Origin of the sequence: Halomonas sp. 707B3 (assembly GCF_024158645.1) — a bacterium.
Lineage (GTDB): Bacteria > Pseudomonadota > Gammaproteobacteria > Pseudomonadales > Halomonadaceae > Vreelandella > Vreelandella lionensis.
The window spans coordinates 1-19301 of record NZ_JAMZBE010000068.1; the positions used below are offsets into that span (position 1 = coordinate 1).

A 19301-nucleotide genomic window follows, 5' to 3' on the forward strand; every position below is an offset into this window, starting at 1 on the left:
CCCTAAGATGAGAAGGCACATGACGCTAGGAGGTCTTACTCCCAGCGTCTATGCGGCGAACAGTTAACCCCAAGTGTCTACAAAAATGGGGCCATACCACATACCAACCATTCACCATTCACCATTCACCATTCACCATTCACCATTCAAACAGCACTTACTTCTCAACGAACGCACGCTCGATGACGTAGTCGCCCGGCTCGCCCATACGCGGGGAGATATTCAGGCCCAGTTCGTCGAGCAGCGCGCTGGTGTCGTCCAGCATTGCCGGGCTGCCGCAGATCATGGCGCGGTCTTGGCGCGGGTCAATCGGCGGTAGGCCGGTGTCTTCAAACAGCTTGCCGCTGCGGATGTGGTCGGTCAGGCGGCCCATGGTGTGGAACTCTTCACGGGTCACGGTGGGGTAGTACACCAGTTTTTCGGCGACTTCTTCGCCCAGGTACTCGTGGGCGGGCAGCTCTTTGGTGATGAAGTCGGCGTAGGCCAGCTCAGAGACTTCACGCACGCCGTGGATCAGCACTACTTTCTCGAAACGCTCGTAAACTTCCGGGTCTTGGATCAGGCTCATAAACGGCGCCAAGCCGGTACCGGTCGAGAGCATATACAGGTTGCGGCCCGGTAGCAGGTCGTCGCACACCAGCGTGCCGGTCGGCTTGCGGCTGACCATGATTTGGTCGCCTACTTTCAGGTGCTGTAGGCGCGAGGTGAGCGGGCCATCGGGCACTTTGATGCTGAAGAACTCAAGGTGGTCTTCGTAGTTGGGGCTGGCGATGGAGTACGCGCGCATCAGCGGCTTGCCGTCCACTTCCAGGCCGATCATCACAAACTGGCCGTTTTTGAAGCGCAGGCTGCGCTCGCGGGTGGTGCGGAAGCTGAACAGGGTATCGTTCCAGTGGTGAACGCTTAGCACTTCTTCCAGGGCAAACTTGCTCATGCTAACTCCTCCAAGGGCAGCGCGGCCTAAGCCTTGCTCGCCATATTCCAAAAAAGAATAAAAAATAGCTCTATAAGTTGCTCTCAATTCTAAATAAGGGTGGTATATCTGTTAAGCAAATTATCTTGATAACGCTTATCTTTAAAATCGATATAGCCCTTTCGCGGACCACTCTACAGATAGGTTTTGGCCATGCACTACACCCTGCGACAGTTAGAAGTTTTCGTGGCTGTTGCTCAGCACGAGAGCGTTTCTCACGCGGCACGCGCGCTAGCCATGTCGCAATCGGCTACCAGCACGGCGCTGGCCGAGCTGGAGCGCCAGTTCGATTGCCAACTGCTTGATCGCATCGGGAAACGGCTGAAACTCAACGCGCTCGGCTTCCAGCTACTGCCCAAGGCGGTGGCCCTGCTCGACCGCGCCGAGGAGGTCGAAGAGCTGCTGCGGGGTCAGCAGGGCGTGGGCGCATTGGACGTGGGGGCAACGCTCACCATCGGTAACTATCTCGCCACGCTGCTGATCAGCGATTTCATGCAGCGCTATCCCGGTAGCCGAGTGCGGCTGGCGGTGCGCAATACGCGGCATATTATCGAGGGCGTGCGCCAACACTCGTTGGATTTAGGGCTGATTGAGGGGCAGTGCGATGACGATATGATTATCAGCCAGCCCTGGGTCGAGGATGAGCTGTGCGTGTTCTGCTCGCCGCGCCACCCGCTGGCAGGGCGGGAGCATCTGGAGCTGGATCAACTGCTGCGGGAGGATTGGATCATGCGCGAGGAGGGCTCCGGTACGCGTATGACGCTAGAGCATGCCGCCCGCCACCGTCGCAGTCGGTTCAATACGCTGTTGGAGCTGGAGCATACCGAGGGCATTAAACGCGCGGTGGAGTCGGGCCTTGGCATTGGCTGCGTGTCGCGGCTGGCGCTGCGCGATGCCTTCCGGCGCGGCAGCTTGGTGCCGCTGCCCACGCCGGAGTTGGATCTAAAGCGCCAGTTCACGTTCATCTGGCATCGCCACAAATACCTCACCACCGGGGTGCGGGAGTTTTTAAGGCTCTGCCGCGAAATGACCGCCGGGGCCAAGCGCAGTGACGATATTCCGCTGCCACCGATACCCTAGCGGTTACATCTTGGCCTTTTCAGGGCTTGGCAGCGCCTGAGCCTGGTGCTGCGACGCCTCTAGCGTAAAGCCACCCACTAGCGCGGCCAGCCTGTCCGCTTGGTCTTTAAGCTGCTCGGCCGCGGTGGTGGACTCTTGCACCAGGGCGGCGTTTTGCTGGGTCATCTGATCCAGGTCGGTCACCGCGATGCTGACTTGGTTGATCCCGTCGTTCTGCTCACCGGCTGCCGTACTGATATCGCCCAGCATTTGGGTGACGCGCGTTACGCTATCGGCCAGCTCGTGCATGGCGGCTTCAGCGTCGCGTACCATTTGCGTGCCGCTTTCGACCTTGTCGGCAGACGCATCGATGCGCTGGCGGATGTCCTTGGCGGCGTCGCTGCTGCGCGAGGCGAGCTTGCGCACTTCATCGGCCACCACGGCAAAGCCGCGCCCGTGTTCGCCAGCCCGCGCTGCTTCTACTGAGGCGTTGAGCGCCAGCAGGTTGGTTTGGAAGGCAATGCCGTCGATCACGCTAACGATGCTCTGAATCTCTGACGAGGTCGCGCGGATGTCATCCATGGTCGAGACCACCTGAACAAACGCCGTGTCGGTATGGGAAGCCAGCTGCGAGGCGGTGTTCGACAGCCCGCTAGCTTCTTGGGAGGCGTGGGTGGTGTGGCTGACGGTGCTGCTGATCTCTTCCATCGCTGCCGAGGTTTCTTGCAGGCTTGCAGCGGCTTGCTCGGTACGCCGTGAGAGGTCATGGCCGCCTTGAGTGATCTCGTTGGCCGCGTGGTTTACGGCCTCGCTGCTGCGCCGTACGTCCAGCAAAATGGCCTGAATTTTTTCGGCAAAGGCGTTGAACTGCTCGGCCACGGCGGCGCTCTCATCGCGGCCATGCACGGGCAGGCGCTGAGTGAGATCACCGTGTCCAGAGGCGATCTCTTCCATTCTGTTCGCCAAGCGTTTGAGCGGACGCGCAATACGCCCACCAATCCACCACAGAGCGGCGATGCCGATGGCTGCCAGCAGCAGCCCCACCAGCGTCATCCCCAGGGTGTTTTGCTGGCGCTGATCGCTCAAAACGTTTTGCAGCGCGTTGAGTTCGGCGAGCACGACGGACTCGGGCAGCTGTAGCACCAGCACCCACGGCTGCTCCGTATCGCCAATGGTTAGTGGCTGATAGCGCTGAAACATGCCGTTGGCCATGCTGCTGTAGAGGCTGCCTTGTGACGTGGCTTCGGCAATGCCGTCAAGCGCCGTGTCGCTCAGCGCGTTGCTGGCTGGCAGGCCCAGGGCCTCTTCGCCGTTGGTATCCGCCACCAAGCCGCCGCGCCCGGCGACCAGCGCCATCCGGCCTGCGCCGTCATACAGCGAGGCGTTGGCGTCGCGCAGCAGCGTTTGGATGAAGTTCAGCGAGAGGTCGACCCCGGCCACGCCGCGAAATTCGCCATTCACCAAAATCGGTGCGTTAAACGAGGTGACCAGCTGTGTTTCGCCGTCGTAATCGTAGGCGGCGGGGTCGATCACACAGGGAGCGAGCGTTTCGCGGGGGCAGAGGTAGTACTCCCCCTCACGCACGCCGCTGGCCAGGCGGGTTTCGCTCTCCATGGTGTCGCCTAGTGGTAAGACCTCGAGCGAGCCATCCCCGGTGCGGTACCACCAGGGCATGAAGCGGCCGCTGCCATCGTGGCCGTGGCGCTCGTCGCCAGCAAAGCGGGCGTCGTCCCCAAAGGCATTGGGCTCCCAGCCGATGAACGCATCCAACAGCGCCGGGTTGTCGGCAACCGTCTGCCGTACCAAGTTGGAAAGCTGACGGCGGCTCAGGTAGAGCGCGCGCTGGCCTTCGGCATCTTCCACGCCCATGAGGGCGTTGGTGGTGGCGAGCTGGCTGGCCAGGGTCATGGCCTTGTCCAGCTCGCGTTGAATCCGTTCACCCTCTGCCTCTGCAATGGCATCGAGCCGCGCGTCCAGTGCGCTCTGCATGAGCGTTTGGGTATGCTCTTCAACGGTGGATTGGGTGCGGGCGGCCGCGATCAGGTTATACACCACCAGCGCGGCAACGACGGCAAGCAGGCAAGGGCCTGCCAACGCCAAAACGAGAGAGCGAAGGGAGCGAAAGTGCATAGAAGAGCGGTCCTGTTTCAGCAAGAGGCGAAAGAGCGTATCGAGTGCCATCCTTGAACCAGTAGAACAAAGATTCATGGCTAACGCGTGACATGGCCACCACCGCAGGCGAGAGGGCGGAGGCGGCCATGGAGGCGCTGACGGTTAGAAACTCTCCGACGTGCGCGGTAAACGGTCCTGTGGTTCCTGTAGCGCGGGCGATGCCGCGTGAGAGAGTTTGAAGCTACTAATCGTCCCGGTCAGGTGATCCGCCTGCTCTTTCAACTGCTCGGCGGCGGTGGTGGACTCCTCGACCATCGCAGCGTTTTCTTGGGTCATCCGGTCCAGTTCTGCCACCGCGATATTGACCTGCTTGATACCGTCGCTCTGTTCGCTCGTCGCGGCGTTGATCTCTTCTAGAACATCGGTCACGCGGGTGATGTGCACCACGATATCCTGCATCGTGCTGCCCGCGTTACGCACCAGCGATGTGCCGTTATTCACTTTGGCTTGCGAGTCTTCGATCAGCTTCTGGATATCGTTGGCCGCGTCGCTGCTGCGGCCTGCCAGCTTACGTACCTCATCTGCTACAACGGCAAAGCCGCGGCCTTGCTCGCCTGCCCTTGCTGCTTCTACCGAGGCGTTCAGTGCCAGCAGATTGGTTTGAAAAGCGATGCTGTTCATCAACGTGACGATGTCGCCAATCTTGTTGGAAGCGTCGGAGATGTCTTCCATGGTGGTGACCACGTTCGACACCACCTGACCGCCCTCTTTCGCGACTTCGGTGGCTGCGTGGGAGAGCTTGTTGGCTTCCTGAGCAGAGGCCGCCGTATGTTGCACGGTGCTGGTGATCTCTTCGACCGAGGCTGAGGTTTGCTGCAGGCTCGAGGCGGCGTTATCCGTACGGCGCGAGAGATCCTGGCCACCCATGGCAATCTCGTTAGCGGCGTGGTGCACCGATTCGCTGCTGGTGCGCACGTCGATTAAGACGTGCTCCATTTTGTTAACAAAGCGGTTAAAGGCGCTAGCGATTTGAGTGACTTCGTCGTTGCCTTCTTCTGGCAGACGCTGGGTGAGGTCGCCCTCGCCGGAGGCGATGTTATCCATCGCGTTGCGCACCCCCAGCAGGCGGCGCAACAGTAGCGACAGCAGCAGCCCAAATACCACAGCGGTAATGGCTGCAACGATCAATAGGGTAACAATAGATGTGGTGGCAATGGCGCGTAGTCCTGCGGTGGCCTCCGCTTCATCCAGTGCTACCACAAGCTGCCAGTCGCTATTGCCGCCTATTGGGCGGCTCAGCAGTAATTTACTGCTTCCTTCTAACTGCATCTGCTGTGGCTGCTTGGTGTTAGCAAGTTGCTCGATATAGGCGGCGTTTAATTCATCGCTTAAAACAGTGGTGGGTTCTAGCGCTAGCTCGCTGTTGGGATGGGCGATTAGCGATCCATCGCCGGTAGTCAGAAAGCCAAAACTTGAAGGAGTAGGCGAGATGTCTTGCACGATCGCGACCATATCGCGAATATTGACGTCAGCACCTACTACCGCCTGAAGTTGGTTATTTTGGTAAAACGGGCGGGCAAAGGTCACGACTAAGTCGCCGCTTTGGGCATCGACATACGGCGCGGTGACAATAGTATCCTGCGCGGCAGCGGCGGCTTGGTACCAAGGTCGCTCTCGTGGGTCAAAATCGGCGGGTGGCTCCCAGCCGTTGAAAAAAATGGTCTCTCCGCTATCAGCCAAGCTCAGGTAGGTTGCCATAAAATCGCCAGAGGTGGTCAACTGACGCAAGGCAATACGTGGGTCATTGCTGGAGATAGCTTCCTCCATACCGTTCAGCATGGTGCTACGGGATGCCATCCACTCATGTAGGGCGCTACTGTTACCACGTACTACAGCGTCTAGGTTGCGTGCTACCTGTTGGGTATTGTGCTGCTGGACTGTGTAGTAGCTGGCAACACCATTGACGATCAGGGCAAGGGTGATGGCAGTGAGTGCGGCTAGCAGTATGCGGGCTCGCAGAGATGAAAACATGGTCGCTCTCAACGTCGTTTGGAATCAGTACGCGGGTGCCACGTACACTAAAGTTCGACGTTAGCTATCGGCGAGAGCCACCATGCCTTTAATAAAAGAGTAAGAAAGTGTTGATTTGATTAGCGCAGATCGCTCACGGCGCTTTGAATATCTGCCATCGACGCCTTGCTAAGATCTTTTGAGAGCGTGTGCGTCACAAGCTTTTGGGTAGGGTGATCAAGCTTTTCTCGCAGTAGCCCTAAAAACTTGGGCGGCGCGACCATAATCAGTTTTTCCATGCTGTTACTCACGCGGGCGCTATACAGGCGTTGGGCGACCTCTTTAGCAAACAGCTCGTTCTCATGCTGAGAGGCAGCCCCCTCTTCGCCAGATGAGCGCGACGACGTTGACGTTGATTCATGGACATCAGCCCCGCGGCGGTCAGTGATCAAGTCACCTTCATGCAGCCTGCCGGCTGCGTGTACCAAGCTCTCTTGCTCGGCGAGATTGAGCGCGTCACGGGTAAAAATACGTGCGCGGGCGGCGTCAGCTACCACGATATAGGTGGTCATCGTCGTACGTCCTCCATGTCGTTGATTACCCTTTAACCATGGCAATCGTTCGGTGTTTGGTCAAACACGGTTTTTGAGAGGTGACAATGGACTTACTGCGTACAAATTATCATTGGCGAAATCGCTATTTACTCATGCGCCATGGACATAGCCAGGCTAACGCCCAGCGGAAAATTATCAGCTCCCCCGAGCGGGGGCTTACGAATTATGGGCTCTCTGAACAGGGTGAACAGCAGTTGGTGGATGTGCTGGCGCAGTGGCGCTGGCCGGAGCCGACGCGGGTGGTACATTCAGATTTTTTACGCACCACGCACACTGCCGCCAGAGTGACGGAGGCGTTCGCGCTGGACATGCAACAAGAGGAGCGCTTACGAGAGCGCCATTTTGGTGAGCTGGATGGCCAGGCCGATAGCTATTACCCAGAGGTGTGGGCCTTTGATGCGCAGAGTGCAGACCATACCCAGTGGCAGGTTGAGCCGGTCAGCCGGGTAGCTGCACGGATGTGCGCCGCATTGGACGCGCTAGAGCAGCGCTTTGAGGGGGAAACGGTGCTGGTGGTCAGCCACGGCGACCCCCTGCAAATTCTGCTCACGGCGCTGGCGGGCAAGCCGCTGACGCAGCATCGGGAGCAGCCTGCGCTACTGCCTGCCAGCATTACGCTCGTGGGTGGTTAAGCGCCCGCTTTGGGAGGAATCCAGGCGATCATATCGACTTCGACATCCGCTCCGCCCGCAAGCCCGGTCACGCCAATGCAGGTGCGGGTGGGCAACGGTTGTTGGAAGTAGCTGGCGTAGACCTGATTCACTTCATCGAAGTGGCCCATATTGGTGATGAAGACCCGCGACTGAACCACGTATTCGAAGCTACTGCCGACCTCTTCCAGCACGATGGCCAGGTTCTGCATCACCCGGTGGGTTTGCTCGGTAAACGTGCCGAGCAGCATCTCGTTGGTTTCCGGCACCGTGGGCATTTGGCCGGTGATGAAGACCAGATCGCCCACCCGGCAGGCGTGTGAGAACGGGGCGATGGGCTGCGGCGCGCGGTCAATAAATAGCTTTTCCATGGTGGCTCACTTGTTGTGACGTTATTGGATCGAGTTTAAACATAAAAATGGGCCTCATAGGAGGCCCAGATTTAGCATCCAGTGATGCTATCCGTTGTGTTAATGGCCCAGAATCTGGCTCAAGAAGAGCTGGGTGCGCTCGGACTGCGGATTGTTGAAGAACGGCTCAGGCGCGTTCTCTTCAATGATTTGCCCTTGGTCCATAAAGATCACGCGGTCGGCAACGGTTTTCGCAAAGCCCATCTCGTGGGTGACGCAGAGCATGGTCATGCCTTCTTCGGCCAGTTCCACCATGACGTCCAGCACTTCCTTGATCATTTCCGGGTCAAGGGCCGAGGTGGGCTCGTCAAACAGCATGACGTCCGGGTGCATACACAGCGAGCGGGCAATCGCGACGCGCTGCTGCTGGCCGCCAGAGAGCTGGCCGGGATACTTTTTGGCCTGCTCGGCAATGCGCACCCGCTCCAGGTACTGCATGGCCATGGCTTCGGCCTCTTTGCGGGGCTTCTTCTGCACCCACATCGGTGCGATACAGCAGTTCTCTAGCACCGTGAGGTGAGGGAACAGGTTGAAGTGCTGGAACACCATGCCGACGCTACGGCGAATCTGCTCGATGCGTTTAACATCTTGGGTCAGCGGCACGCTGCCTACCGTAATCTCGCCTTTCTGATGCTCTTCTAAGTGGTTGATACAGCGAATCATGGTGGATTTGCCAGAGCCGGAAGGCCCGCAAATAACGATTCGCTCGCCGCGTTTTACCTCTAGGTTAATATCGCGCAGCACGTGGAAATCGCCGTACCACTTGTTGACGTCGCGCATTTCAACCATCAGGTCAGACGTACTGGTGCCAGGGTTGTTGGTGGCTGCTTGAGTCATGTCACTATCCTGCTAAAAATCGTTAATGAAAGCGGCGTTAGCGCTTGTGGCCGGTGTGCAGCTTGCGTTCTAGGTACTGACTGTAGCGCGACATGCTGAAACAGAAGATCCAGAACATGAAGGCGGCAAACACGTAGCCTTCCAACGAGAAGCCGAGCCAGCGTGAGTCGGCCAGTGCCGCTTGCACGATCCCCAAAAGGTCAAATAGCCCGATAATCATGACCAGGGTGGTGTCTTTAAACAGCGAGATAAACGTATTCACGATGCCGGGAATCATCATCTTCAGCGCTTGGGGAAGAATGATCAGCCCCATGCGCTTCCAGTAAGTCATGCCGAGCGCTGCCGCGGCCTCTTCCTGGCCTTTGGGTATCGCCTGCAAACCACCGCGAATGACCTCGGCCATATAGGCACTCTGGAACAGCGTTAAGCCGACCAGTGCCCGCACTAAGCGGTCTACATTCATTTCAGAGGGTAGGAACAGCGGCAGCATCACCGAGGCCATAAACAGCACGGTGATCAGCGGCACACCGCGCCAGAACTCGATAAACACCACGCAGAAGCTTTTGACGATCGGCATGTTGGAGCGTCGCCCCAAGGCCAGCACGATGCCGATAGGCAGCGCGCCCACCATGCCCACCGTGGCTAACAGTAGCGTCAGCATCAGGCCACCCCAGCGGTGGGTAGGCACTTGGGGAAGGTCAAAGTAGCCGCCGTAAAGCAGTACAAACGACAGAACTGGGAAGACCACCAGCGCAAAGACGGCAACCCAGCGCTTGAAGGGCAGGCGGGGTATGGCCAGCCAGCCAATCAGGGTAAAGAACATGGCGAACACGATATTGGCGCGCCAGGTCTCCTCGCTGGGGTACAGGCCGTAAATAAACTGGGATAAACGGGCGTTGATAAATACCCAGCAGGCGCCTTCGCGAGAGCAGTCGTCGCGGGTAGTGCCTACCCAGTCGGCGTTGATAAACGCCCACTGCACGGTCGGTACCACCAACAGGTAGAGAATATAGAGGCCGACTAAGGTGAAAATAGTATTAATCGGGCCGTTAAACAGGTTGGTGCGCAGCCAAGCAACAGCCCCAACAGAGCTACTAGGCGCTGGTCGCTGCTCAATCACGGTTTGGTTATGAATCATGTATGGCTCCTCGCCTCAGCCTAGCGTTCAACCAGCGCCACGCGGGCGTTGAACCAGTTCATAAACATGGATACCAGCAGGCTGATCGTCAGATAGACCGCCATGGTCATGGCAATGACCTCAATGGCTTGGCCTGTCTGGTTCAGCGTGGTACCCGCAAACACCGACACGAGGTCTGGGTAGCCAATAGCGGTGGCCAGCGACGAGTTCTTAATCAAGTTCAGGTACTGGCTGGTCAGCGGGGGAATAATGACCCGCAACGCCTGGGGAATGACCACCAAACGCAGCACTAGGTTACGCGGCAGACTCAGGGCCTGTGCCGCTTCGGTTTGGCCATGAGAAATGGCCTGTATGCCTGAGCGCACGATCTCGGCGATGAACGAGGCGGTGTAGATCGATAGTGCAAACCATAGCGCCAGGAACTCGGGAATCACCGTAATACCGCCGCGGAAGTTAAAGCCACGCAGTTCGGGCATTTCCCAAGTGACGGGCACGCCAGTCACAAACATAACCAACAGCGGCAAGCCAAAAATCAGCGCAAAGGAGATCCAGTAGGCAGGAATACGTTTCCCCGTGGCTTCCTGGCGGCGCTTCGCCCAAATCACCAGCGCAATGCTGGCCACAATGGCGATCACAAAGGTCACGGGAATTAGCCCAAAACCGGACTCAAACAGCGGTTCTGGTAGATACAGTCCGCGCACGTTGAGGAAAAACGCTTCCCCAAAGGCAAGGCTTTCCCTGGCGCTTGGCAGGGTGCGCAGCACGGCAAAATACCAAAAGAAAATCTGCAGCAGAAGCGGAATATTCCGGAACGTTTCGATATACGCCGCGGCCAGCTTGGCGATCAGCCAGTTGGGCGATAGGCGAGCGATACCGACAATAAAACCAATGATGGTGGCGGCGATCACGCCTAACCCGCCCACCAGTAGCGTATTCAGTAGGCCAACGAAAAAGGTACGGCCATAGGTGCTTTGGGAAGAGTAGTCGATCAGACTCTGTACGATCCCAAAACCGGCGGTATTACTCAGGAAACCAAAGCCTGTGGTGATACCCCGAGAGGAGAGGTTGTCTTGCACGTTGCCGACGATATAGAACAGAAAGGCGATGACAGCGGCAATCAGCAGACATTGGAAGATGAGCGCACGTTTGGCGCGGTCTCGCCAGAACGGTGGCTTTTGGCCAGCGGGGCGAGCGTTAGGTCTTACGGACATGGGTGGCGTCTCCGCGATACGGAAGGTCAATCAAATGGCCCGCCATGACCAAGAAGGGTGGCGGGCCGGGGTCAAGCGAGACGCTTAGCGAATCGGCGGTGCGTAATGGAAGCCGCCTTGGTTCCACAGGGCGTTAACACCGCGCTCGATTTCTAGCGGTGAACCCATACCTACGTTGCGCTCGAAGCTTTCACCGTAGTTACCTACTTGACTCAGGATGTTGTAAGCCCAGTCGGCTTCAAGACCCATGCCTTCACCGTAGTTACCGTCCTGGCCGAGCAGGCGAGCAACGTCCGGGTTCTCAGAGCTGAGCATCTCTTCAGCGTTCTCGCTGGTGACGCCGTACTCTTCACCGTTGATCATGGCGAACAGCGACCACTTCACGATGTTAAACCACAGGTCGTCGCCTTGGCGTACTACCGGGCCCAGCGGCTCTTTCGAAATAACGTCGGGCAGAATCATGGCGCCAGCCGGGTCGTCCAGTTGGATGCGCAGAGCGGCCAACTGAGAGGTGTCAGAGGTTAGTACGTCACAGCGGCCAGCCTGGAAGCCGCCTACCGTTTGCTCAGAAGTATCGAAAACGATGGGGTCAAACTCCATGCCGTTGGCACGGAAGTAGTCCGCCAGGTTCAGCTCAGTAGTGGTACCGGACTGGATACAAATAGCCGCGCCATCCAGCTCCGAAGCACTGGAGATACCCAGGTCACGAGACACCAAGAAGCCTTGGCCGTCGTAGAAGGTCACCCCAGTGAAGTTTAGGCCTAGCGTGGTGTCACGGGTGGTCGTCCAGGTGGTGTTACGAGAAAGGACATCCACTTCGCCGGACTGAAGGGCAGTGAAGCGCTCAACGGCGTTCAAGGAAATGTAGTTGACGGCGTCTGCGTCGCCCAGTACTGCTGCGGCTACGGCGCGACATACGTCAACGTCCAGGCCCTGCCAGTTACCGTTATCGTCTGGGGCGGAAAAACCTGGTAAGCCGTCGCTGACGCCACACTGTACGGCACCGCGCTCGCGGGTATCTTCTAATGTATCGGCTTGCGCGGTGGCAACACCGGCGAGGGTAATAGCACCAGCGGAGGCCAGCAGTACCAGGTGTTTCTTATTAATCATGTTTGTTCCCCTTCCTCGATTTAATGTCATTATGCATGGTGATGCATCATTAAAAGCTAGCAAGGAAGGTGCCAAGAAAGATATGCCGTCAAATTCAGCGCTTTTCAACGTAAAATCAGCGGATTTGACGAAGGTAGTGGTGCAAAAAAGTAGGCCAGCAGCTACGCCATGCGCTTTTTTGGTGCGCAGCCGCTGGCGGAGGTCGGTGGCTAGTCGCTTAGCGTGTTAGCGAATGGGCGGCGCGTACTGAATGCCACCATCTTTCCACAGAGCGTTCAGGCCGCGCGCAATGTTGAAATCAGAGTCCGCGCCCACGTTGCGGTCATAAATGTCCGCGTAATTACCCACCTGTTTGACGATTTGGTAAGCCCAGTCTGACGAAAGGCCCATGGCTTCACCAAAATCGCCATCTTGCCCAAGTAGGCGCATCACATCGGGGTTTTCTGAGCTTAGCTGCTCATCCACGTTGGCTTGGCTGACGCCCAGCTCTTCGGCATTCAGCATGGCAAACAGCGACCACTTCACGATGTTGAACCACTGGTCATCGCCTTGGCGCACTGCTGGGCCAAGCGGCTCTTTGGAGATGATCTCCGGTAGTACCACGGCCATATTGGGGTCGGCCAGTTGAATGCGCTGGGCGTAGAGCTGCGAGGCATCCGAGCTCAATACATCGCAGCGGCCTGCTTCGAAGCCCGCAATCGACTGTTCAGGTGAATCAAACACCACCGCATCATAGGTCATGTTGTTAATGCGGAAGTAGTCGGAAAGGTTTAGTTCGCTGGTGGTGCCTGACTGAGTGCAAACAGCCGCCCCATCCAGTTCTTTTGCGCTCTGTACGCCGAGGTCGCTGGCCACCATAAACGCCTGGCCGTCGTAGTAGCTGACGCCAGTGAAGTTCATCCCTAGTGTGGTGTCGCGGCTAGAGGTCCAGGTGGTGGTGCGGGAGAGCACGTCCACCTCGCCAGACTGCAGCGCGGCAAAACGTTCCACCGAGTCTAACGGTACGAAATTGACTTTGCTGGCATCACCTAGCGCGGCAGCGGCAATGGCGCGGCACACATCGGTGTCCAGGCCGCGGTATTGGTCGTTATCGTCCAGCGATGAAAAGCCGGGCTGGGCCGCGTTAACGCCGCAGCGCACGCTGTCGCGCTCTTGAATGGCCTCAAGGGTATCGGCCATGGCCGTGGCAGGTAGCCATAGAGCGGGTGCTAACAGAGTGATTCCCAATCCTAACCAACGCGTTGTAGTCATTTATTATTCCTTAACGTCGAGCGCAGCAACTCCTGCGCATAAAAAAGGCCGGGCAGAGCCCGGCCTGATGCATGTCGTTACCGCGAGGTTATGCGAAGGCTTTACGCATAAAGGGCGGCAGCGCCAGGGCACCACGGTGGGCATCTACTGTGTAGTACTGTAGCGGCATTTCGTGGCTGGCGGCAGCCTCTTCACGGAAGCTTTCAACGTTGGTCGCTTTGCCTGCCAGCGTCACGCTCCACCAGCCGGAAGGGTACACCGGCTGGGGGAAGGGCAGGGTGGCGACGCTATCAAAGCCTGCTTCGCGCATGTCGTTACGCAGTTCGCGGATGATTGAGCCGCTGTGGTACAGCGGTGACTCACTCTGCTGCACCATGACGCCGCCGCTTTTCAGAATGCGGTGGCAGCGCTTCAAAAAGTCGGTTTTGAACAGGCCTTCTGCAGGGCCTACCGGGTCGGTGGAGTCGATGATCAGCACGTCGATGCTCTCGTCGGCGGCGTCGTCGACCCATTTCACGCCGTCGGCAAACAGCAGCTCGGCGCGGGGGTCGCTGTTGGCTTCTACCAGTGACGGGAAAAAGCGCTCGGAGGCCTTGGTCACTTCTTCATCGATGTCGATCTGGGTGACTTTTTCAACGCCCGGATGGCGCAGCACTTCTTTCAACGTGCCGCAGTCGCCGCCGCCAATGATCACCACCCGCTTGGGGTCTTGGTGGGTGAACAGCGCCGGGTGGGCAATCATCTCGTGGTAGAGGAAGTTGTCGCGATCGGTCAGCATCACGCAGCCATCCAGCACCATCAGGTTGCCGTAGGTTTCGGTGGCGTACACTTCCAGGTGCTGGTAGGGGCTCTGCACATCCAGCAGTTTTTCGGTGATTTTCAGCGAGAAAGCGCTGCCGTGGCTATCAAAGACTTCGGTAAACCACTGGTCGTCGCGTAAGTCGCTCATTGCTTGGCTCCTGGGCATTGGTCGTTCGTTTGGGTCGGAATGCCCTGATGGTACTGCGGGCTTAAGTCGTGCAGCGCCTCCATAAAGGCGGTGACGTGATCGGGGTTGGTGAACTGGCTGATGCCGTGGCCCAAGTTGAACACGTGGCCCGGGCCGTGGCCGTAGCTCTCCAGCACGCGGGCCACTTCGGCGCGAATGGCCGAAGGGCGAGCAAACAGCACGTTGGGGTCTAAATTACCCTGCAGGGCGACTTTATGGCCTACGCGGGCGCGAGCGTCAGAAAGCTCGGTCGACCAGTCGATACCCAGCGCGTCGGCACCGGCGCAAGCAATGTGTTCAAGCCACTGGCCGCCGTTTTTGGTGAACAGGATCACCGGCACGCGGCGGCCGTCGTGTTCGCGGATCAGCCCGGAAACGATCTGCTCCATATAGCGCAGCGAGAACTCTAAATAAGCAGGCGTGGAGAGCGCGCCGCCCCAGGTATCAAAAATCTGTACCGCCTGGGCACCGGCACGAATCTGCGCATTCAGGTAGTCAGTGACCGCTTGCGCCAGGGTATCCAGCAGCTGGTGCATGGTGTCCGGCGTGTCATACAGCATGGTTTTTAGGTGGCGGAAATCCTTGCTGGAGCCGCCTTCCACCATATACGTCGCCAGCGTCCAGGGGCTGCCGGAGAAACCGATCAGCGGCATGCGGCCGTTCAGCTCGCGGCGAATCGTGGATACCGCCCGCATCACGTAGTCCAGGTCGCGCTCGGCGTTTGGCACCGTCAGCGCCGCTACTTCTTCCGGCGTGCGGACGGTTTTTCTGAATTTGGGGCCTTCACCGGTTTCGAAGTAGAGGCCCAGCCCCATGGCATCGGGGATGGTCAAAATATCCGAAAACAGAATTGCGGCGTCGAGCGGGTAGCGCTCTAGCGGCTGCAGGGTCACTTCACAAGCCAGGTCATGATTGCGGCACAGGTCCATAAAGCTGCCTGCGTCGGCGCGGCTGGCGCGGTACTCCGGCAGGTAGCGGCCGGCTTGGCGCATCATCCACACCGGAGTGCGGTCAACGGGCTGGCGAGCCAGCGCGCGAAGAAAACGGTCGTTTTGCAAAGGTGTGGTGGTCATAAACACTTGCTCTTGAGAAATTTGCCCGCATTGTAAGGGAGTCATCGTACCTGAAGATAGGAATTGTACGTGAAGATAGCCGGGGGTGGCGGCGCAAACCGTGGCAAAAATCGTCGCACCCCGCTAAGACCGTGAGGCCTGCGCGGCTTCCTGGTAAACTGTTCGTCCACTTCGCCAACACTGGTGTGGTTAACTGGTTTGGTTAATCAGCGAGGAAACCTGTGACCATTCGCTTCATTGCTGCCTCTCGGCTGCCCACTCCCTGGGCCACATTCACAATGCATGGCTTCGAAGACGACGCCACGGGTAAAGACCATATCGCCTTAACGTTGGGCGATGTGAGCGGCGGCGAGCCGGTGTTAGGGCGCGTGCACTCTGAGTGTTTAACCGGCGATGCGCTATTTTCGATGCGCTGCGACTGCGGCTACCAGCTGCAAGAAGCGCTGAAGCGTATTGCCGAAGAGGGGCGCGGCGTGCTGCTCTATTTACGCCAGGAAGGGCGTGGCATTGGCCTGCTCAACAAAATCCGCGCCTATCATCTGCAAGACCAGGGGGCCGACACCGTCGAAGCCAACGAGCAGCTCGGCTTCGGTGCTGATATGCGCCGCTACGACCTCTGCGTACCCATGCTCAACCACCTGGGCATCACGGCGCTCAAACTGATGACCAATAACCCCCGCAAGGTGGATGCGCTAACCCGCGACGGCGTGAACGTCGTCGAGCGCTTGCCGATTACCACCGGTTTAAACCCTCACAACGAGCAGTATCTCTCCACCAAGGCGGGCAAGCTCGGCCATATGATGGCGCTGGATGACTTCACCCAGGCCAGCGACGTGGATATTGAACGCAAAGGCTAGGTAGGTGGCTGTTGTTATCCGTTGTTAACTTAAGTTGCCTGATTAGGGCGTGATTGTCGTCGAACACCCGTAAAAAAGCTTTTTCTTAACTTTGGTTGCCGTGTGTCTGAGCTATGGTGATACATGGCAGGACGCTATGCGCAACCATGTAAGGAGAAGCAGCCATGAAAGCACTTTGCTGGCACGGTAAGAACGATGTTCGTTACGACACCGTGCCCGACCCCGCGCTCGAACACCCCCGCGATGCCATTATCAATGTCAGTAGCTGCGCCATCTGCGGCTCTGATCTGCACCTTTACGATCACTATATCCCCGGTATGTCCTGTGGCGATGTCCTAGGCCATGAGTTTATGGGCGAAGTGATGGAAGTGGGCAGTGAGACGAAAAATCTCAAAGTAGGCGATCGAGTGGTGGTGCCCTTCACCATTGCTTGCGGCGAATGCGAGCAGTGCCAGCGCGGCAACTACTCGGTTTGCGAGCGCTCCAACCGTAATAAATCCCTGGCGGATAAAGTTTTTGGCCATGGCGGTGCCGGGCTGTTTGGCTACTCTCAACTTACCGGCGGCTATGCGGGCGGCCAGGCCGAGTTTGTGCGCGTGCCTTTTGCCGACACCACGCATATTAAAGTGCCCGATACGCTCACCGATGAGCAAGTGCTGTTTCTAGGGGATATTTTCCCAACCGGCTGGCAGGCCGCCGCGCAGTGCGACATTCAACCCACCGATACCGTTGTGATCTGGGGCGCAGGCCCGGTTGGCCAGTTCTGTGTGCGTAGCGCGGTACTGCTGGGCGCCAAGCAGGTAGTGGTGATTGATAACGTACCCGAGCGGCTCTCAATGGCCGCTGCCGGTGGTGCTCTCACCATTAACTTTGCCCACGAAAGCGTACTGGGCAGGCTGCAGGAGCTGACCCACGGTAAGGGGCCAGAAAAGTGTATCGATGCGGTGGGGCTGGAAGCCCACGCCACGCGTTCGCTGGACTCGGTGTATGACCGGGTAAAACAGGCCATGTGGCTGGAAACCGACCGTGCTCATGTGCTGCGCGAGATGATCTATGTCTGCCGTCCGGCGGGTATTTTGTCGATCCCCGGGGTGTATGGCGGGCTGGTTGATAAAATCCCTATGGGGGCGCTGATGAACAAAGGATTGACCGTGCGCACCGGGCAAACCCATGTCAAACGCTGGACGGATGATCTGTTGAGGCGCATTGACGAGGGCCAGATCGACCCTTCGTTTGTGATTACCCACTCGGTGGATTTAGCCCAGGGGCCCGAGATGTACCAAACCTTTCGGGATAAGCAGGATGGCTGCGTCAAAGTCATTCTGAAGCCGTAATACTGCACAGGGAGGAGAGTATGAAAACATCGATGAAACGCCATTCCCACTCGCCAACGCGCTCAATGTCACCAGCGGATAAATTAGCTAGAGGCTTGGGTTGGCTAAGCTTGGGGATGGGGTTGTATCAGCTAGTGGCCCCGCGTCGGTTGAGCCGCGCGTTAGGTATGCCTCATCGTGAAAATAAGATACGCGCCTGCGGTGCGCGGGAAATCCTCAGCGGCATCGGCGCGCTGTCGGATAACCCGACCAACGCGATTTGGAGCCGAGTTGGCGGAGATGTGCTGGATTTTGCCGCGCTCACCTTTGCGTTAAAGCGCCACCCATCGCACAAAGAGAACCTCTATTTAGCACTCACTGCGGTGGGCGTGCTGACGGTAGTGGATTATAGCTGCGCCAAAGCGCTAAGCCAGCGCCATGCCTACCAGGGCGGTGTCACTCCGGATTACAGCCAGCGAAGCGGCTTCCCTGGCGGGCTGGAAAGTGCCTGGGGAGCCGCCCGTGCCGAAGGGAGTAAAGCGCAGGAAACACTCCGGCTGCCTGCGCCTAACGCGGTGTAATCAGGTCGCTTGCGCCGCCGCCTGCTCTTTTTCGGCGGCGCGAGCAAGCGCTGGGCGGTTGGCGTGGCGGGCGCGGTAAGCCACCAACGGCTCCGGTAGGCGGTGCTTCATGCTAGCTGCCCAGGTCAGCGTATGCGTCAGGAAAAGATCCGCGAGGGTGAAGGTATCGCCTACCAGGGTTTCTTGGCCGCGGTAGCGGCGCTCCAGCGCGAGCAGCGCCCGCTGAAATTCCCAAGCCGCAGTGGGCAGTACTGAGGGGACGCGCTTATCTTGAGGCAGGGCGAACTTGTGCTTGGCCTGTAACCACAGCGGCTGCTCAATCTCGGTAACGATAAAGCTGAGCCACTGGTCGACCTGGGCGCGCTCGGCAACGCTTTGAGGCAGTAGGCTGCCATCGCCATACTGCTCGGCGAGATAACGGCAGATAGGCGCAGACTCAAACAGCATTAGCTCGCCATCTTCCAGCACCGGCACCTTGCCATCCGGGTGGCGAGCAAGATGCTCGGTACTTTGCCCCTCGCCTTTATCCAGCGCTACATGGTGGCACTGGTACTCTAGGCCCAGCTCTTCAAGCGTCCAAGCAGCGCGTAGCGAGCGGGAATTGGGAAAGCTGTATAGCGTGATCATTCGGCGACTCCAGGCAGTACCGTGAAGCTTTCACTGTAGCACTCCCTGGAAACCTGTCACGGGCTACTGGCCGCGTGCCGCGCGAATACGCTCGTAGGCATTACCAATTTCGCTGGTGCGTGCCTGGGCTACTTCGCGCATGCTCTCCGGCAACCCTTTGCCAGCCAATTTGTCTGGGTGGTTTTGGCTCATCAGGCGGCGGTAGGCTTTCTTAAGCTCGGCATCGCTGGCCTCTTCTGATACCCCAAGAACGCGGTAAGCATCTTTTAAGGCTTCTTCGCTGGCACCTTGGGAGTTGGCGGCAGCGCCGTGCAGCATTGCTTCGATTTGCTGAACTTCGGCGTCGCTACAGCCAACGCCGCGGGCAACGCGCAGAATCATCTCGTGCTCGGCGGGGTGCAGCACGCCATCGGCGGCAATCGCGCTCAACTGAACCTGTAAAAACACTTGGCGCAGTACCGGCTGGCGCTGGGTGAGGCGGTTGACC

Annotated in this window: 19 protein-coding genes; 5 read left to right on the forward strand and 14 right to left on the reverse strand. The window is 58.3% G+C overall.

Annotated elements, in window-relative coordinates:
- Positions 1 to 157 precede the first annotated feature (157 nt).
- On the reverse strand, positions 158 to 934 hold the full coding sequence (locus BIS10_RS10500; RefSeq protein ID WP_253505102.1) for a ferredoxin--NADP reductase: 777 nt from the start codon (positions 932 to 934) through the stop codon (positions 158 to 160).
- Positions 935 to 1126: 192 nt separating this feature from the next.
- On the opposite strand from BIS10_RS10500, the gene BIS10_RS10505 reads away from it, so the two are divergent.
- Positions 1127 to 2053: a LysR family transcriptional regulator gene (locus BIS10_RS10505; RefSeq protein ID WP_044629892.1), complete on the forward strand. Its 927-nt coding sequence runs from the start codon at positions 1127 to 1129 to the stop codon at positions 2051 to 2053.
- Between the two features lie 3 nt (positions 2054 to 2056).
- Here the strand turns inward: BIS10_RS10505 and BIS10_RS10510 are convergent, their stop codons facing one another.
- The 3 genes from BIS10_RS10510 to BIS10_RS10520 form a co-directional block, all read right to left on the reverse strand.
- Complete coding sequence (locus BIS10_RS10510) at positions 2057 to 4162, reverse strand: methyl-accepting chemotaxis protein (RefSeq protein WP_253505105.1); 2106 nt, start codon at positions 4160 to 4162, stop codon at positions 2057 to 2059.
- A 144-nt stretch (positions 4163 to 4306) separates the two neighbouring features.
- Positions 4307 to 6175, reverse strand: a complete 1869-nt coding sequence (locus BIS10_RS10515; RefSeq protein ID WP_253505107.1) for a methyl-accepting chemotaxis protein — start codon at positions 6173 to 6175, stop codon at positions 4307 to 4309.
- A gap of 119 nt (positions 6176 to 6294) precedes the next feature.
- Positions 6295 to 6726: a host attachment protein gene (locus BIS10_RS10520; RefSeq protein WP_083023018.1), complete on the reverse strand. Its 432-nt coding sequence runs from the start codon at positions 6724 to 6726 to the stop codon at positions 6295 to 6297.
- A gap of 134 nt (positions 6727 to 6860) precedes the next feature.
- Between BIS10_RS10520 and BIS10_RS10525 the strand changes: the two genes are divergently transcribed.
- Complete coding sequence (locus BIS10_RS10525) at positions 6861 to 7400, forward strand: histidine phosphatase family protein (RefSeq protein WP_253505110.1); 540 nt, start codon at positions 6861 to 6863, stop codon at positions 7398 to 7400.
- Here the strand turns inward: BIS10_RS10525 and BIS10_RS10530 are convergent.
- From BIS10_RS10530 to hemE, 8 genes are all read right to left on the reverse strand, one after another.
- Positions 7397 to 7789: a RidA family protein gene (locus BIS10_RS10530; protein ID WP_083023016.1), complete on the reverse strand. Its 393-nt coding sequence runs from the start codon at positions 7787 to 7789 to the stop codon at positions 7397 to 7399. The two genes, BIS10_RS10525 and BIS10_RS10530, sit on opposite strands and share 4 nt — an antisense overlap.
- A 99-nt stretch (positions 7790 to 7888) precedes the next feature.
- Entirely contained in the window at positions 7889 to 8617 is a 729-nt protein-coding gene (locus BIS10_RS10535; RefSeq protein ID WP_083023022.1) for an amino acid ABC transporter ATP-binding protein, read from the reverse strand.
- Between the two features lie 85 nt (positions 8618 to 8702).
- Positions 8703 to 9803, reverse strand: coding sequence for an amino acid ABC transporter permease (locus tag BIS10_RS10540; RefSeq protein WP_253505113.1), 1101 nt, complete (start codon positions 9801 to 9803; stop codon positions 8703 to 8705).
- Positions 9804 to 9823: 20 nt separating this feature from the next.
- Positions 9824 to 11014 carry an amino acid ABC transporter permease gene (locus tag BIS10_RS10545; protein WP_253505116.1) on the reverse strand — a complete coding sequence of 397 codons (1191 nt, stop codon included), beginning with the start codon at positions 11012 to 11014 and terminating at the stop codon, positions 9824 to 9826.
- 84 nt (positions 11015 to 11098) lie between these two features.
- Entirely contained in the window at positions 11099 to 12124 is a 1026-nt protein-coding gene (locus BIS10_RS10550; protein WP_253505119.1) for an amino acid ABC transporter substrate-binding protein, read from the reverse strand.
- A 225-nt stretch (positions 12125 to 12349) separates the two neighbouring features.
- The gene (locus BIS10_RS10555) at positions 12350 to 13375 is read right to left on the reverse strand and encodes an amino acid ABC transporter substrate-binding protein (protein WP_253505122.1); all 1026 of its coding nucleotides are present in this window, start codon (positions 13373 to 13375) and stop codon (positions 12350 to 12352) included.
- An 88-nt stretch (positions 13376 to 13463) separates the two neighbouring features.
- A complete protein-coding gene (speE, locus tag BIS10_RS10560) occupies positions 13464 to 14324 on the reverse strand; it encodes a polyamine aminopropyltransferase (protein WP_253505125.1) in 861 nt (286 codons plus the stop codon).
- Positions 14321 to 15436, reverse strand: coding sequence for a uroporphyrinogen decarboxylase (gene hemE / locus BIS10_RS10565; RefSeq protein ID WP_044629901.1), 1116 nt, complete (start codon positions 15434 to 15436; stop codon positions 14321 to 14323). Before hemE ends, speE begins: the two co-directional genes overlap by 4 nt.
- 221 nt (positions 15437 to 15657) lie before the next feature.
- On the opposite strand from hemE, the gene ribA reads away from it, so the two are divergent.
- The 3 genes from ribA (at position 15658) to BIS10_RS10580 (ending at position 18187) form a co-directional block, all read left to right on the forward strand.
- On the forward strand, positions 15658 to 16293 hold the full coding sequence (ribA, locus tag BIS10_RS10570; protein WP_159343495.1) for a GTP cyclohydrolase II: 636 nt from the start codon (positions 15658 to 15660) through the stop codon (positions 16291 to 16293).
- A 164-nt stretch (positions 16294 to 16457) separates the two neighbouring features.
- Positions 16458 to 17627: a zinc-dependent alcohol dehydrogenase gene (locus BIS10_RS10575; protein WP_253505128.1), complete on the forward strand. Its 1170-nt coding sequence runs from the start codon at positions 16458 to 16460 to the stop codon at positions 17625 to 17627.
- Positions 17628 to 17647: 20 nt separating this feature from the next.
- Entirely contained in the window at positions 17648 to 18187 is a 540-nt protein-coding gene (locus BIS10_RS10580; protein ID WP_253505131.1) for a hypothetical protein, read from the forward strand.
- Here the strand turns inward: BIS10_RS10580 and BIS10_RS10585 are convergent, their stop codons facing one another.
- The gene (locus BIS10_RS10585) at positions 18188 to 18814 is read right to left on the reverse strand and encodes a glutathione S-transferase family protein (protein ID WP_159343493.1); all 627 of its coding nucleotides are present in this window, start codon (positions 18812 to 18814) and stop codon (positions 18188 to 18190) included.
- Between the two features lie 63 nt (positions 18815 to 18877).
- Positions 18878 to 19301 (reverse strand): DnaJ domain-containing protein (locus BIS10_RS10590; RefSeq protein ID WP_253505135.1); only part of this gene is annotated, 424 nt, incomplete at its 5' end.

Bases quoted from the DNA above. Each gene is read 5' to 3' on its own strand.
- BIS10_RS10585 (WP_159343493.1), bottom strand. From the start codon at position 18,814: ATGATCACGCTATACAGCTTTCCCAATTCCCGCTCGCTACGCGCTGCT.
- BIS10_RS10510 (WP_253505105.1), bottom strand. From the start codon at position 4,162: ATGCACTTTCGCTCCCTTCGCTCTCTCGTTTTGGCGTTGGCAGGCCCT.
- BIS10_RS10535 (WP_083023022.1), bottom strand. From the start codon at position 8,617: ATGGTTGAAATGCGCGACGTCAACAAGTGGTACGGCGATTTCCACGTG.
- BIS10_RS10545 (WP_253505116.1), bottom strand. From the start codon at position 11,014: ATGTCCGTAAGACCTAACGCTCGCCCCGCTGGCCAAAAGCCACCGTTC.
- BIS10_RS10515 (WP_253505107.1), bottom strand. From the start codon at position 6,175: ATGTTTTCATCTCTGCGAGCCCGCATACTGCTAGCCGCACTCACTGCC.
- speE (WP_253505125.1), bottom strand. From the start codon at position 14,324: ATGAGCGACTTACGCGACGACCAGTGGTTTACCGAAGTCTTTGATAGC.
- BIS10_RS10580 (WP_253505131.1), top strand. From the start codon at position 17,648: ATGAAAACATCGATGAAACGCCATTCCCACTCGCCAACGCGCTCAATG.
- BIS10_RS10540 (WP_253505113.1), bottom strand. From the start codon at position 9,803: ATGATTCATAACCAAACCGTGATTGAGCAGCGACCAGCGCCTAGTAGC.
- BIS10_RS10520 (WP_083023018.1), bottom strand. From the start codon at position 6,726: ATGACCACCTATATCGTGGTAGCTGACGCCGCCCGCGCACGTATTTTT.
- BIS10_RS10500 (WP_253505102.1), bottom strand. From the start codon at position 934: ATGAGCAAGTTTGCCCTGGAAGAAGTGCTAAGCGTTCACCACTGGAAC.
- BIS10_RS10525 (WP_253505110.1), top strand. From the start codon at position 6,861: ATGCGCCATGGACATAGCCAGGCTAACGCCCAGCGGAAAATTATCAGC.
- BIS10_RS10550 (WP_253505119.1), bottom strand. From the start codon at position 12,124: ATGATTAATAAGAAACACCTGGTACTGCTGGCCTCCGCTGGTGCTATT.
- BIS10_RS10505 (WP_044629892.1), top strand. From the start codon at position 1,127: ATGCACTACACCCTGCGACAGTTAGAAGTTTTCGTGGCTGTTGCTCAG.
- BIS10_RS10555 (WP_253505122.1), bottom strand. From the start codon at position 13,375: ATGACTACAACGCGTTGGTTAGGATTGGGAATCACTCTGTTAGCACCC.
- BIS10_RS10530 (WP_083023016.1), bottom strand. From the start codon at position 7,789: ATGGAAAAGCTATTTATTGACCGCGCGCCGCAGCCCATCGCCCCGTTC.
- hemE (WP_044629901.1), bottom strand. From the start codon at position 15,436: ATGACCACCACACCTTTGCAAAACGACCGTTTTCTTCGCGCGCTGGCT.
- BIS10_RS10575 (WP_253505128.1), top strand. From the start codon at position 16,458: ATGAAAGCACTTTGCTGGCACGGTAAGAACGATGTTCGTTACGACACC.